At 33.6% G+C, this 14,485-nt stretch carries 14 protein-coding genes, 2 tRNA genes and 1 riboswitch; of the genes, 7 read left to right on the top strand and 9 right to left on the bottom strand.

Translation table 11 applies throughout. The annotated features are described in order from the left end of the window. Positions 1–80: 80 nt before the first annotated feature. The 3 genes from ACYSNM_RS00865 to ACYSNM_RS00855 all read right to left on the bottom strand — a co-directional run bounded on the left by ACYSNM_RS00865 (position 81) and on the right by ACYSNM_RS00855 (position 1,466). Positions 81–854, bottom strand: a complete 774-nt coding sequence (locus tag ACYSNM_RS00865; RefSeq protein ID WP_461755230.1) for a mechanosensitive ion channel family protein — start codon at positions 852–854, stop codon at positions 81–83. Between the two features lie 290 nt (positions 855–1,144). Then, positions 1,145–1,226: transfer RNA gene (locus ACYSNM_RS00860), tRNA-Leu, on the bottom strand. A gap of 158 nt (positions 1,227–1,384) precedes the next feature. Then, positions 1,385–1,466 (bottom strand) — tRNA-Leu (locus ACYSNM_RS00855). A gap of 137 nt (positions 1,467–1,603) precedes the next feature. Between ACYSNM_RS00855 and ACYSNM_RS00850 the strand changes: the two genes are divergently transcribed. Beyond that, on the top strand, positions 1,604–2,992 hold the full coding sequence (locus tag ACYSNM_RS00850; RefSeq protein ID WP_461755229.1) for a dipeptidase: 1,389 nt from the start codon (positions 1,604–1,606) through the stop codon (positions 2,990–2,992). Between the two features lie 54 nt (positions 2,993–3,046). Here the strand turns inward: ACYSNM_RS00850 and ACYSNM_RS00845 are convergent, their stop codons facing one another. Further along, positions 3,047–4,300 carry a glycosyltransferase gene (locus ACYSNM_RS00845; RefSeq protein ID WP_461755228.1) on the bottom strand — a complete coding sequence of 418 codons (1,254 nt, stop codon included), beginning with the start codon at positions 4,298–4,300 and terminating at the stop codon, positions 3,047–3,049. 87 nt (positions 4,301–4,387) lie between these two features. Here ACYSNM_RS00845 and ACYSNM_RS00840 point away from each other — a divergent pair, with 87 nt between their 5' ends. Beyond that, the gene (locus tag ACYSNM_RS00840) at positions 4,388–4,969 is read left to right on the top strand and encodes a MiaE family protein (protein WP_461752666.1); all 582 of its coding nucleotides are present in this window, start codon (positions 4,388–4,390) and stop codon (positions 4,967–4,969) included. Between the two features lie 47 nt (positions 4,970–5,016). On the opposite strand, the gene ACYSNM_RS00835 is transcribed toward ACYSNM_RS00840, so the two are convergent. The 3 genes from ACYSNM_RS00835 to ruvC are packed head-to-tail and all read right to left on the bottom strand — an operon-like array spanning position 5,017 to position 7,486. Then, complete coding sequence (locus ACYSNM_RS00835; protein ID WP_461755227.1) at positions 5,017–5,793, bottom strand: cyclase family protein; 777 nt, start codon at positions 5,791–5,793, stop codon at positions 5,017–5,019. Between the two features lie 11 nt (positions 5,794–5,804). After that, a complete protein-coding gene (hemW, locus tag ACYSNM_RS00830; RefSeq protein WP_461755226.1) occupies positions 5,805–6,932 on the bottom strand; it encodes a radical SAM family heme chaperone HemW in 1,128 nt (375 codons plus the stop codon). Beyond that, complete coding sequence (gene ruvC, locus ACYSNM_RS00825; RefSeq protein ID WP_461755225.1) at positions 6,932–7,486, bottom strand: crossover junction endodeoxyribonuclease RuvC; 555 nt, start codon at positions 7,484–7,486, stop codon at positions 6,932–6,934. The genes hemW and ruvC overlap by 1 nt, the downstream gene beginning before the upstream one ends. Before the next feature lie 60 nt (positions 7,487–7,546). Here ruvC and ACYSNM_RS00820 point away from each other — a divergent pair, with 60 nt between their 5' ends. Continuing rightward, positions 7,547–8,503 (top strand): hypothetical protein, encoded by a 957-nt coding sequence (locus ACYSNM_RS00820; protein ID WP_461755224.1) that lies wholly within the window; start codon positions 7,547–7,549, stop codon positions 8,501–8,503. Here the strand turns inward: ACYSNM_RS00820 and ACYSNM_RS00815 are convergent. Further along, the gene (locus tag ACYSNM_RS00815) at positions 8,493–8,972 is read right to left on the bottom strand and encodes a hypothetical protein (protein WP_461755223.1); all 480 of its coding nucleotides are present in this window, start codon (positions 8,970–8,972) and stop codon (positions 8,493–8,495) included. The two genes, ACYSNM_RS00820 and ACYSNM_RS00815, sit on opposite strands and share 11 nt — an antisense overlap. Before the next feature lie 57 nt (positions 8,973–9,029). On the opposite strand from ACYSNM_RS00815, the gene ACYSNM_RS00810 reads away from it, so the two are divergent. Then, on the top strand, positions 9,030–9,527 hold the full coding sequence (locus tag ACYSNM_RS00810) for a DUF456 domain-containing protein (RefSeq protein ID WP_461755222.1): 498 nt from the start codon (positions 9,030–9,032) through the stop codon (positions 9,525–9,527). Here the strand turns inward: ACYSNM_RS00810 and ACYSNM_RS00805 are convergent. Continuing rightward, a complete protein-coding gene (locus ACYSNM_RS00805; RefSeq protein WP_461755221.1) occupies positions 9,524–10,396 on the bottom strand; it encodes a DMT family transporter in 873 nt (290 codons plus the stop codon). The two genes, ACYSNM_RS00810 and ACYSNM_RS00805, sit on opposite strands and share 4 nt — an antisense overlap. 64 nt (positions 10,397–10,460) lie before the next feature. Between ACYSNM_RS00805 and ACYSNM_RS00800 the strand changes: the two genes are divergently transcribed. The 3 genes from ACYSNM_RS00800 to ACYSNM_RS00790 all read left to right on the top strand — a co-directional run bounded on the left by ACYSNM_RS00800 (position 10,461) and on the right by ACYSNM_RS00790 (position 14,481). Then, entirely contained in the window at positions 10,461–10,919 is a 459-nt protein-coding gene (locus ACYSNM_RS00800) for a MepB family protein (RefSeq protein ID WP_461755220.1), read from the top strand. 78 nt (positions 10,920–10,997) lie between these two features. Then, positions 10,998–11,177, top strand: a riboswitch (cobalamin riboswitch). A gap of 95 nt (positions 11,178–11,272) precedes the next feature. Continuing rightward, positions 11,273–13,345 (top strand): TonB-dependent receptor, encoded by a 2,073-nt coding sequence (locus ACYSNM_RS00795; RefSeq protein ID WP_461755219.1) that lies wholly within the window; start codon positions 11,273–11,275, stop codon positions 13,343–13,345. After that, a complete protein-coding gene (locus ACYSNM_RS00790) occupies positions 13,342–14,481 on the top strand; it encodes a YncE family protein (RefSeq protein WP_461755218.1) in 1,140 nt (379 codons plus the stop codon). The genes ACYSNM_RS00795 and ACYSNM_RS00790 overlap by 4 nt, the downstream gene beginning before the upstream one ends. Positions 14,482–14,485: the final 4 nt, after the last annotated feature.

Below are 14,485 nucleotides of genomic sequence, written 5' to 3'. Positions count from 1 at the left end.
ATCAACGTCTTTTTGCTTAGGATCTGACTTTGACATGATACCTATTATTTTGTAGAATTAAAATGACACAAATAAACCATCTACATTTTATGATTATCTAATCGAATAACAGGAACAGGTAATGGAATATTATTAAGTTTAAATTTACGATCAATTTCATAGCGGATATCACTAGCTATACGATCATTTTCAAAAGCTCTATCGATAAAGTAATAAAGATAAAAGCGAACTGTACTCTCTGAAAAATCATGAAGAAATACTAAGCTTTTTGGATTTTTTAAAACTTTTGGATGACTATCCACACAGGAAAGAAGTACTGCTTTAACTAATTCTGGATCTGTTCCAATATATACCCCAACTTCTATTTTAGCACGAATAACAGGGTCCATATGTGTCCAGTTATATACCACATCGTCTATAAGCTTACGGTTAGGTATTACAATATTTTTTCTATTTCTAGTCTCTACAATAGTACAACGCAAACTGATAGACCTAACTCTGGCTACCTCATTGTTAATTTGAATAACATCTCCAACATTTAAAGTCTTATCAATGATGATATAAATTCCAGCAATCAAATCTCGAAAAATATCTTGCAACGCTAATCCTAAACCTACAAATAAGGCTGCAGAAGTAGTTAGAATTAAAGTAATGTTTATTCCAATAGCATTTAGAATGAAAAAAAACATTATCAAATAAATAAAGTAATTAACAAAGTTAAATACTGTCTTTAAACGAGCTGTCACATCTGGAGTAACCATTTTCAAAATGGCCTTCCTTAAAAAATATAATGCATAACGCGTTACAATAACTGTCACTATAATAAACAAAATAGTTCCTACGGTTATGGACATAGACTGGCTTGCGTAAAACTCGTAATGTAAGAGTTTGGTAAAAAATGCTTTTAAATTCAATGCAATGGATTTAATTCCCTATAATAATACGCTTTAATGAAAAAGCGATTCAATTTTAAGTGTGAATTTACAAAAAAAATCATACTCTAAAACCATATAATTGGCATTACATTAAATAATCCTATCTAAGGTAAATATAACTAATTCAAAATCAATTATTCCTTAGGAATTAGTAGTATAATGAAAAATACGGATAAAAAAAAACCTCTTCTGTTTTAGAAGAGGTTTTGTGCGGGTAAAAGGAGTCGAACCTTCACACCTTGCGGCACCAGATCCTAAGTCTGGCGTGTCTACCAATTTCACCATACCCGCGAATGCTTGGTTAGAAACCTGTCTTGGTTTCTTTAAGACGTTGCAAATATACTATTAGTTTTTTAATGTGCAATATTTATTTTAAAAAAAATAAAGTTTTTTTTCACCTTTAAAAAGAAGGAATAAAAAAAGCCTCTTCTGTTATAGAAGAGGCTTTGTGCGGGTAAAAGGAGTCGAACCTTCACACCTTGCGGCACCAGATCCTAAGTCTGGCGTGTCTACCAATTTCACCATACCCGCGAACACTTGGTTAGAAACCTGTCTCGGTTTCTTTAAGACGTTGCAAATATACAATGACTTTTTTAATCTGCAAGAAAAACTTTATTTTTTTTTATGCTTATGTTTGTAACTACAAAAACAATCTACCTTTATAAAAAATGAAAGATTCAAAACAATTTGTTCAAGAAAACAAACAACGTCTTATAGATGAGTTAATTGAACTATTAAAAATGCCTTCTATAAGTGCAGACAGTGCCTATTCACAGGATGTTTTCAATACAGCAGAAGCTGTAAAAGAAAATTTAGAAAAGATCGGATGTGATAACGTTGAAATATGTGAAACACCAGGATATCCTATTGTTTACGCTGAAAAAATAATCGATCCAGCTTTGCCTACTGTATTGGTTTATGGTCATTATGATGTTCAACCTGCAGACCCAATTGAACTTTGGGACTCTCCCCCATTTGAACCAGTGATTAAAAAAACAGCTATTCATCCAGAGGGAGCCATATTCGCAAGAGGAGCTTGTGATGATAAAGGCCAGATGTTTATGCATGTTAAAGCTGTAGAATATATGATTTCTACAAACACCTTACCTTGTAATGTCAAATTCATGATTGAAGGAGAAGAGGAAGTAGGTTCAGTTAGTCTAGGTTGGTTTATTAAAAACCACAAAGAGAAACTTAAAAATGACGTAATTTTAATTAGTGATACTGGAATGATTTCTAATGAGCATCCTTCTATTACTACAGGTTTACGTGGTTTAAGTTACGTAGAGGTGGAAGTAACAGGACCAAACCGTGACCTTCACTCAGGCTTATACGGTGGAGCGGTTGCTAACCCTATCAACATCTTAACTAAGATGATTGCATCTTTACATGATGAAAACAATAAAATTACTATTCCTGGATTCTACGATAAAGTAGAAGAGCTTTCTCAAAAAGAAAGAGATCAAATGGCAAAAAGACCATTCTCTTTGGATGCTTACAAAGAACATTTAGATATTTTAGATGTACATGGAGAGGCAGGTTACTCTACAAATGAACGTAACTCTATTCGCCCTACACTAGACGTAAATGGAATCTGGGGAGGATATACAGGAGAAGGTGCTAAAACAGTAATAGCAAGTAAAGCATTTGCTAAAATATCTATGCGATTAGTACCAAACCAAGAATGGGAGGAAATTACTGAGTTATTTAAGAAGCACTTTGAAAGTATAGCTCCAAAATCAGTTAAAGTAAAAGTAACTCCACACCACGGTGGACAAGGTTATGTTACTCCAATTGATTTTATTGGTTATAAAGCAGCTGAAAAAGCATATAAAGATACTTTTGGAGTAGATCCAATTCCTGTTCGCTCTGGAGGAAGTATTCCAATTGTTGCTTTATTTGAAGAGGTTTTAGGCTCTAAAAGTATTATGATGGGCTTTGGTTTGGACACAGATGCAATCCACTCACCAAATGAACATTTTGGAATATTTAATTATTTAAAAGGTATTGAAACTATTCCATTATTCTACAAATACTACACAGAATTAGCTAAATAGTTTATAAAAGTAAAAGTCGGATTAGATCACTAATCCGACTTTTTTATTATGTAGTTACTTTAAAGCATTTTTTGCTTCAATCCACAATCCCATATACTTTGAACTTAAAGCACTATGGTGTTTAAAAACTTGTGCTAAGAAATGTTCTTGTCTATGTTTTTCTAAGTTTTTAAATATTTTCTCTAAACAATTGTATAGATTAGAAGCATGCTTTGTTTTATTATATAGTTTTTCTATTATATCCTTGCCCTTATGTTGCTTTTCTAGCCACAACTCTTTATTGGTATATAGCTCAAGGGTCTTTTGTACATAATCCTCTGGAGTATTGGCTATAAATCCTGGCCAAATGGTTTGATCCCCCATAGATTCTGCACCAATTTCAGAACTAATAGAAGGGGTTCCTACTCTAATGGCATCAATAAACTTTCCTTTGATACCAGCTCCAAAAACAATTGGAGCTAACATGATTCTAGCTTTGGCAATTACCCCTAAGGCATCTTGAGCTCTACCGTGCACTAAAAATCCTTGGGAAGCATTATGTAAGTCCCATACCTTTTGGGAGGGATAAGCTCCATAAATATGCATCTTAACACCTGGCAATTGCTTTCTCAATAAAGGCCATAGGTGTTTTTTTATGTATAAAACCGTTTGCCAATTAGGCTCATGAATAAAATTGCCAATAAAGACTAAATCTTGCCTTTGTTCATAAGTCAACCAACTATCCATCTCTTGTGTTGGCAAAGGTGCCTCCAAAAAAGGCAGCACAAAAAGTAGACTCTTTTTCACCTCAAAGGTGTTGATAAGTAAATCATATTCGAAATCACTTATAAGTAGGCTAAGATCACAACGCAAGATACTTGCTAATTCTCTTTTAGTCCTATCGGTAAATAAATAAGATTGTAAATCCGTTGCATTGTCCTTAAACATTTGAGCTCGTGCATAACGCAAAAAATGTAAATCCTCTGTATCTAGCACCGTCATTGCTCTTGGGCATTGCTCTTGGACTTTCCAACCAAATTGCTCCTCGACCATAAAGCGATCAAATAACACAATATCTGGATCTAAATCTTTTAGGATCTGATCTGTTCTTGAATCGTTGAGCCAAAACTCAAACTCCTTTACATTAAAAGGGCTTAAATCATCACTAAACTCACTCTTATTAGCTGTTGAGCTTAGAAAAATTTCCATATCCCAACTCTGAAAAGTTTCAATAAGCTGAAGCATGCGCTTTCCAGCAGCTGATGATCTACTCTCTGGCCACACTTGTGCCAAGATGACAATTCTTTTATTTTGGAATGCTGTATTCATAAAGGCAAAAATACGCTTTCTATAGATGGAATACACTCATTTTTAATCTATATAATATTTAGTATTTTTGCATAAAAGAAACGGATTATGCTAGGATTAAAATTATTGACTGACCCAAGATGGGCAAATATCGCTGAATCAAACTTAGAGGAGATTCTAACAGACCATTGTTGGTGTGAACAAAAAGCAGCAACCAATGCAATTACTATTATCACCTATAACTCTGAATATCCAGATTTAGTAGATGAAATGACAAATATTGCTATTGAAGAAATGGAACATTTTAGAATGGTACATCAAATCATCAAGGACAGAGGATATACTTTAGGAAGAGAGCGTAAAGATGACTATGTAAATCAACTTTATAAATTTTGTAAAAAAGATGGAAGTCGAAATGATGCATTTATCGACAGACTATTGTTTGCTGCAATGATTGAAGCAAGAAGTTGTGAGCGTTTTAGAGTTCTTCATCAAAACATTCAAGATCCTGAGTTAGCAAAATTCTATTATGACCTAATGGTTTCTGAGGCTAATCACTATACTACTTTTTTAAATTTTGCTAGAAAATACACCGAGAAGGTAGATGTAGACAAAAGATGGAAAGAATGGTTAGAGTTTGAAGGTAACCTTATACAAAGTTACGGTAACAAAGAGCAAATACACGGGTAAAATACTTTGCATACAAAAGATAACTCTCTTTTGTATGCAAAACCCTTTTACTGTTCTATCTTAAATAAGACTGGCCGACTTAAACTTGCATCATTAGCAATAGAGGCTACTTGAAGATTTAAAAAATAAAAACCATCCTTGATTTTATCTTCTACGTAAATCAACTCCGTAATAGTAGCATCTAAGCGAGCAGTACGGTTCAATGGATCTATTTGGGTAATATTCCAAAATGCGCGATGCGCTAAAAGTGCTCCATCATCTTTTTCTTTATCCACACTTGGCAGATCTACCAGTAGGTGTTTAATTCCTTTTTCCTTTAAAAATTCAGCAACCTCCCAAGATAAATAAGGCGGATTAGTATGAGAGTATTTTTTGCTTTTTTTATCATTATTATTGGGTAGAGTACGTATTATGAAAGCACTTTGTCCTTTATCCACCCACAGGGCTTCAATTTGTTCTAATGTGATAACTTGATCCTGTTCTTTATCCTGGTATTTTGGATAAACACTTACCAATTGACTAAGAAAAAAGAAATCCTTTAAATGATCATTTATAGAATACTTTTCTAAGGTAATATGTCCAAGACATTCTGTATGGGTAGCATGAGCATGGGGATTAACTGTTATAGTATTAAAATTGGTAGAAGAACTACCGCTTTTAACTTCTCCTACCCAATCCCCTATTTTAACTGGTAAAATACTTGGTTCGGATAAATACCAAGCAATGGGATTGTTTTGGTTGCCTTGAAGTTCAATACTCAAATCCAATGCACAAGACAAGTCAATATTGTATGTAGTCGCATTATACTCTATAGTTGCTTTCATAGTAATACCTTTTATTTGGTCCAAAATAAATCACTTGCAAGTCCATCACTTAAAAATTTACCTTGATCTGTTATGGTTAAAACTCCGTTCTCCAAGTGCATTAAACCACTATTTATATGCTTTTGAGCACCTTGAAGAACATAATCTTGAAAAGTCTTACCAAAATCTTCTGCTATTCTTAAAGTGTCCACTCCCCAAATGGTTCGAAGTCCAGTCATAATATACTCATTATAACGATCCGCTAGTGAAAGATGTTCTTTTTCAAAACGTAATTCTGAGCTTTCTACCCCTTTAATATATAAGTTATTGTTGGCGATATTCCAACTCCTTGATTCTCCATCAAAGCTATGTGCAGAAGGTCCTAATCCCAAATAAACTTTTCCTAACCAATAGGCAGTATTATTTTTAGAATGATATCCTGGCATACTAAAATTAGAGAGTTCATAGTGTTGGTAACCCATTTTTTTTAGTGTATCCATTAAGATCACAAAGTGTTCATGAGCTTGATCCTCTTCAGGCATTGGAATTACTCCCTTTTGAATTAATTTATTCAGAGCAGTTCTAGGCTCCACAGTTAAGGCATAGCACGAAATATGCTTAATCCCTAAATCCACAACTCTTTGAATATTCTCACGCCATCTATCATTACTAAGCCCAGGAATACCATAAATTAAATCTACTGAAATATTATCAAAATATTTACTAGCATTCTCTAAAGATTCGATTGCTTGTCCTTGATTATGGGCTCTATTCATCATTTCTAAATCCTTTTGATCGAAACTCTGCACCCCTATACTCAATCGGTTTACTTTTGAATCGGCTAACTTTATAATTGTAGCTAAATCTAAATCATCTGGATTTGCCTCTAGAGTGATCTCCGCATTAGGATTTACTTCAAATAAAGCATGTACCTTATCAATTAACGTATTTATTTGCTCGACCTCTAAAATACTTGGAGTACCACCTCCAAAATAGATGGTATCAATGATTTTACCTTGTAAACTACTTGCCCTTATTTGCATTTCCTTAGCAATAGCATCGAGCATACCTTGGTTATTCTTCAAAGAGGTTGAAAAATGGAAATCACAATAATGACATGCCTGCTTACAAAATGGTATATGTATATAAATTCCAGCCATTATTTTTTAATTCTATCTTGATTTTGTTTAACAAAAGCATCCCAACCAGAGTAGCTTGTCTTTCCAACTACTCTATTAGAATTGAAAAAATGACAAACCGCAGCCGCAAGCCCATCGGTACTATCTAAATTCTTTGGTAATTCTTTTAAATGAAGAAGCTGTTGCAGCATTTTTGCCACTTGCTCTTTACTAGCGTTACCATTACCTGTAACAGCCATTTTTATTTTCTTTGGCTCGTAAGTTGTAATAGGAATACTTCTAGAGAGCCCAGCAGCAATTGCCACTCCCTGAGCTCTTCCTAGCTTTAACATAGATTGAACATTCACCCCAAAGAAAGGCTCTTCAATGGCGATTTCATCGGGATGATGGGTATCAATTAGCTCAATAGTACGTTCAAAAATCTTTTTTAGCTTAGTAAAAGGATCCGTTACTTTTTGCAATTGAAGTTCATTTAATTGAACAAATTCCATTTTTTTGTTCACAACTTTTATTATACCAAAACCCATTATAGTGGTTCCTGGATCGATTCCTAAAATGATTCTCTCGTGGGCCAAATTATTATTTTTTTGTTCAATTTAACGATAAGCATAAAAATATTCTCTTTCTTTGCAAGGATGAAAATACTATCTGACAAAACTAAGCAATTCTTAGTACTTCTAATCAAAATATTAGTGGTCCTAGCCGCTATTTACTATATCTATAACCAATTGTCTAATGACAAAACTCTAGATCTAGCTATTCTATTAGAAGTATTAGAGCAAAAGAAAAATACTATCCCACTTATAGGTGTAGCTCTATTGACTTTCTCCAACCGTTTTGTAGAAATTCTAAAATGGCAGAACTTGTCCTCTTTGATTCGACCAGTAAGCCTTGGCATGGCAACTCGCCAAGTTTTAAGTGCACTTACTCTGGGAATATTCACACCCAATGGAATTGGAGAATATGCGGGAAAGGCTCTTTATTTTGATAAAAAAGATACCTCTAGAGTTATCTTCTTAAATATGGTTTGTAATGGTATACAGGTAATTTACGCTATTGTATTTGGTCTATTTGGTTTGACTATATTAAATAATATACATCCTATAATTCCTAACTCTTACCTTTATACTCTATATGGTATTATACTGGTATTACTACTGCTAATCTTCAGTATTAGACATTTTACTATTAAGGGGTATTCTATACAAACCCTTATAAGTAGCCTGCAAAAAATACCTAAAAAAGCACATAGAAAAAATATGTTTTTAGCTTTATTGCGCTATTTATCCTTTACTCATCAATATATCTTATTGTATTATATATTAGGAGTAGAGCTTCCATATATAGAATTATTCTGTGCTGTAGCAGCCATTTATCTGTTAGCTTCCTCCTTGCCTAACTTCCAGTTTTTAGAATTTGCAGTAAAAGGAAGTATAGCCATGTTCATCTTCACAACTCTGGGAGTAAACCAGTGGATTGTAGCATTAGTAGCAACTTTAATATGGATCTTGAATATCGTCTTACCTATAAGTATTGGTAGCTTTTTTGTCCTGTCTTTTAAAGTTAAAACAAAACCTAGTTCTATTGCTTAACCAAAACAATAGGCAATATAAATTCACTGTTAACCGTTATTCCTTGTTTAGTTGCAGGATAAACCAAAGGGAAATCTCTGGTTTTTATTTTAACCAGACTATCTAATGCAACATTTTGCATTTTTAAACTATCCACTAGAGGTAATAATTGGAAAGAGACATTATTATCCCAACTGATTTTAACTAAAACATGCAAAGTATCTAAAGCTTGAAAGCTTCCCTTTAGGGTATCTTGACTTAATCTACTTTGCAACTCGGCAGTCATAAAAGCATAAAAGCATTCTTTTTTTCTGTCGACATCCGAAATAGTATCACAACTTGGAGTACTGGGATAAGTATCTACCTTATTCCAATCTACTTTTGTCAATTCACTGTGCAAAAGTTTATCCCTTTCTATTTCCTGGGAGACATTAAAGTCACAGCCAATTATAAAAAAGGATAAAAAGACTAACACTATTAACTTATTCATGTACATTAATAAGGTTTAATATCTTATATTTAATCATCAAAAATACAAAAAAAAACAATGGAATACTTTCTATTACTACTAAGCATTGTGCTGTTAATATTTGGCATTGTGGGAAGTATACTTCCTGCTTTACCAGGGTTGCCAATTAGCTGGCTAGGCTTTTTGAGTCTTTATTTAGTGAAAGATATACAAATGAATCCAACAATCCTATGGATTACCTTAATAATTACCATTGCTATAACTGTCTTAGATTATGTCATTCCCGCCCAGGGCACTAAAAGATTTGGAGGTAGTAAATATGGTGTTTGGGGTACTAATATAGGCCTTGTGGTAGGATTATTTATCCCTCCAATAGGTTTTATACTAGGACCTTTTATAGGGGCCTTTATAGGGGAAATAATCTATGAGCCAACTAAAGTTGATCGAGCCTTTAAAGCGGCTATTGGATCCTTTTTAGGCTTTCTCGCCTCTACTTTTATAAAGATTGTTACTTCTCTTTTCTTTTTGGGAATTGGTATTTATGTAATTATTAAAAACAGCGGGATTTGGTTTTAAGATTTTTTGCCAATTAGTGGTTTGTTATAAAAAGTAATAGCAATACCAAAAAGTAAAATCACTCCTCCAATTAACATATTGTAGGTAATGGTCTCGTCTATAAAAAACCAAGCCAATAATCCTGAGAAAAGTACTTGACTTAAAAGACTAAGGGATACCCTAGTTGCTCTCATGCTTTTAGTGGCGTAGCTAATACAAAACCAAGCTAATAATTGACAAACAAGTCCTTGAATAATTAAAGTCAACCAACCCATAGAGGAAAAACCAGTAAACTCAGACCCCATAAAAAGATTAATTAAGGCCAAGAAAATGGAAGAAAAGGTTAAGCTATAACTCATAAATGGGATAACATCTACTTTATCTAAAACCAGTTTACTAACTAAAATATAACAAGCGTATAGAATACCAGAGAGTATTCCCATTAAAAAAGGCAGGTTGAATGAAAGATCAATAAACACATCTACACCCACTAAAACAACCATACCAACTAAAGCAAATACAGTTCCAATCCAAAAGTTGGCAGAGGGTTTATTACTCATAAAAAAGTAACTCCCAACCCCAACCCATACAGGGGCTAAATTGGTAAGTAAAGTGGCTTGAGTAGCAGTTGAACCTACTATAGCATAATTCCAAACGGCTATATCCGAACCAAAGAAAACTCCCCCCAAAGCAATAAGGGCCATTGTCTTAAAGTCATATAATTCTAAACGCTTAGTTATTATGGCGAAAGGTAAAATTACAATAGCAGCAATAAACATGCGATAAAACGCGCTAATCAGACTTGGAGTTAGGTTTAACTTTATTAAAACAGGAAAAATCGAAATACAAAGTATTCCAATTAATAAAGAAACTCTAGGATTCTTAAACATATTGATATATTTTGGACTATCGCACAAAGTAACAACTCCTTTTTGAAAATTAACACAAAACCCTATGATAAATTATGCTATTAATACCTTTAAATCCGTTTTAAATATTCCTAGTGAGTGTCTAATCGAAAACCGAATAGATAGCCCCTATAAAAATGAGTATGATAGCTGTGAACTAGAAATTAATAATCATAGAATAATCTATCGTACAGCTAAAATAACACCGAAAAAAACAGGAGCTTTTGTTGCTATATGGAAGAAAGACCCTTCGAACCAAAACACTCCTTTCTCTATAGAGGATGATTTTACTCATATGGTAATCTATGTGGAAGAAGATCATAACAAAGGCGTGTTTATCTTCACAAAACAAGACCTAGCTACTTTACAAATAATATCCCATCCTACTTCTAAAGGCAAAATGGGTGTTCGTTTATATCCAAGTTGGAGTGAGAATTTAAACCCACAAGCCTGTAAAAGTAAAGATAAGCAAAGTCCTTTCTTTTATATTATTCGAAATTTATAGCATAATAAAACTAACGTTCTTAATATTTCAACAGACAATCGATATAATATATTTTTTTATCAAAATTTTTGCACATATATTTGCCAATATTAAAATGGTTTACAATTTGTAATTAAACGGGAATTAGGTGAAAATCCTAGACAGACCCGCTGCTGTAAGCTTCATAATTAAAAGAACCTTGATTATCCACTGTGTTAAATGGGAAGGATGTTCTTTTGAGAAGCAAGTCAGAATACCGGCCAATAAAATCGTTCCATGTTTTCGGGTATAAAACAAAACGCTACTTGGCCTTATTGTAATTAGGTTAAATTGTTGCGTAGTATTCCAAAATAGGTACAGCCAAAAAACGCACAATGAAATACAATTATTTAACCTTAATACTTACCCTTTGTTTACTATTTCTAAGTAACAAATTCCATGGGCAAAACTCCTTAGATTCTATTACAACTTTAAAAGAGATTGTAATTTCTAAAGACCCTTTCAAAGAAATTATTCCAGTACAAACTTTAACAGGAGAAAACTTACAAAAACTAAACACACTTAATGTAGCAGATGCTCTGCGTTATTTCTCAGGAGCCACTATTAAGGATTATGGGGGAATGGGAGGCCTTAAGACCATAGACGTGCGAAATATGGGAACTCATCATGTAGGTGTTTTCTATAATGGTGCAGCTATTGAAAATGCACAAAATGGCATTGTAGACCTTGGTAAGTTCTCCTTGGAAAATGTAGAGAAAATACAATTATACAATGGTCAAAGAAGTGCTATTTTTCAATCTGCAAGAGAATTTGCCTCTGCCTCTGTGGTATATATAGAATCCAAAAAGCCTACTTTTAAACAAAATAAAAAAATAAATATAAACGCGGGCTATAAAACCGGGACAATTCAACTTAACAATCCTTCCTTGGTGGTGGATTACAAAGTGAGTGATAAGGTTTCCACAAGCATATCTACAGAATACATTCATTCCAATGGAAGATACAAATTCAGACAAAAAAGACTAAATATTGATGGTAGCGTAGCCTATGATACTACAGGAACTAGGTTAAATAGCGCTATTAGTGCTTATAGAATTGAAAACAATTGGTTTGGGAAGGATCAAAATAATCAATGGAGCGCGAATTTATATTATTACCAATCTAGTAGAGGACTACCTGGAGCTATCATTAAAAAAAGTGACCACACTATAGCTACCGAGAATATAAACGAGAACCAAAAAGATAAGAACATAATGGTTCAAGGACACTGGACAAGGTTTATTAGTGATTTTTATTCCTTTAAACTAAAAGCCAAATATGCCTATGATTTCACTAATTACCTATCAAGAAAAACGGTAGACTTTGAAGGAGATGAAGTGACCTATAATCCGCAGTTTGACAATACCTTTTATCAGCAAAACTATTATGTATCTGGGGCACATCTTTTTAAAATAACCCCGATTTGGGAAGTTGCAGTGTCAACAGACTTTCAATATGATAAATTAAATGCTACTAGAAAAGGCCAAGGTACATTATTCACTTACCCAGAGCGCTTTACTTTTTTAAGCTCTGTTGCTACTTCTTTAGATTTAGGAAAAGTAAAAGCCCAGGCTAATGTACTAGGGACTTTCACCCATGAAAAAGTAAGGCATAATTACAGAGCCCCAGATAGAAATATGTGGGCACCTTCTTTGTTTTTAAACTATAAACCTTTTGAACATAAAGCCTTAGACATACATTTATTTTATAAATATATCTATCGTCTTCCCACCTTTAATGATTTATACTACACCCAAATCGGAACAGCTAGTTTAAAACCGGAATTATCTAGACAAATCAATCTAGGAGCAACCTATAGCCAGGATTTTAATTCTCCTATTTTTAAAAACATACATTTTTCTTTACAAGGATATTATGCGGATATAACAGATAAAATCATTGCTACTCCAACTTCTAGTATGATGAGATGGATGATGACTAATTTAGGTAAAGTGGAGTCTTATGGTCTAGAATCTTTCGTTCAAGCAGATCTTGCCCTAACTAAAGAGCTAAACCTAAATGTACATCTAACCTACGCTTATACCATTGCTAAAGACAAGAGCTTAACTCCAGGAGGAAAGGCTTCCTACTATGGAGATCAAATTCCTTATGCTCCTTGGAACTCAGGTTCAGCAGTTCTTAGCTTATCTTATAAAGAATACCTATTAAATTATAGCTTTATTTATGTAGGAAAGCGCTACAATGCCAATAAAAACAATATTAAACGAAATGAAGTACAGCCATGGTATACCCATGATATGTCTTTACAAAAATCCTTTACCTACAAAGAGTACAACTTTAGAGTTACCCTTATGGCAAATAACATAGCCAATCAATATTACGAGGTGGTCACTAACTTTCCAATGCCAGGTAGAAACTTTCGTTTAGCAGTAAACTTTAACCTATGAGACATTTAAAAACAATCCTTTTTATAGTTTTACTAACCTGTGTAATCTCGTGTAGAGAAGAGCAAATGATTTTCCTTTCGGATGATTCTGCAGTTGCTCCTCCTCAAAACACTACACAATTTAGTGGATTTTATCTTCTAAATGAAGGTAATATGGGAATGAATAGAGCCTCGATTGATCAGTTTGATTATCTATCTGGGAGTTATATAAGAGATATCTTCTCTGAAAAGAATCCAGAAATAACAAAAGAACTAGGCGATGTAGGAAATGATATTAAAATTTACGGAAGCAAGGCTTATGCTACCATAAATGTATCTAACTTCATAGAGGTATTTGACGTACCTACCGGTAAGCATATTGCTCAAATTCACGTACCTAACTGTCGTTATTTAAATTACCACAATGGAAAGGTTTATGTGAGCTCTTATGCTGGTAAAGTAGAAATTAATCCTAATGCAGAACTTGGCTTTGTAGCAGAAATAGATACCATTAGTTTATCTATTACTAGAAGAGTAACTGTGGGGTACCAACCCGAAGAAATGGTTATCACAAATAATAAATTATACGTGGCTAATTCCGGAGGATATAGGGTGCCTAATTATGATACAACCATCTCAGTGATTGATCTTACCTCTTTTAAAGAGATAAAGAAAATAGAAGTAGCTCCAAACTTACATCGCATGCAAATAGATGATAATAAAGATATTTATGTGAGCTCTAGGGGAGATTACTATGGAACCGAGCCCAATTTATATGTCATAGATTCGACAAAGGATATACTGAAACAAACTTTAAATATCCCCGTTACCAATATGACCTACCTGGATAATAAATTATACTTTTTATCTACGCCTTTTAGGTATGCTACAGGTAATCAAACCCCTTCTTATGGTATTTTAGATACCAATACCAAAGAACTTCTTACTAGTCAAATTATTAAGGATGGAACACAGAAAAATATACTTATTCCCTATGGAATCGCAGTAAATCCAGAGACTAAAGAAATCTTTATCACAGATGCCCAAGATTACGTTGGTACGGGATATATCTATTGTTATTCCCCTCAAGGATTTTTACAATGGAGAACAACCGCGGGTAATATTCCAGCACATATTGCATTTATAAAAACACTATAACCTA

The organism is Myroides sp. LJL116 (genome assembly GCF_054871685.1).
Note: the sequence above shows the minus strand (reverse complement) of the source record. Positions and strands in the feature narration are given on the sequence as shown.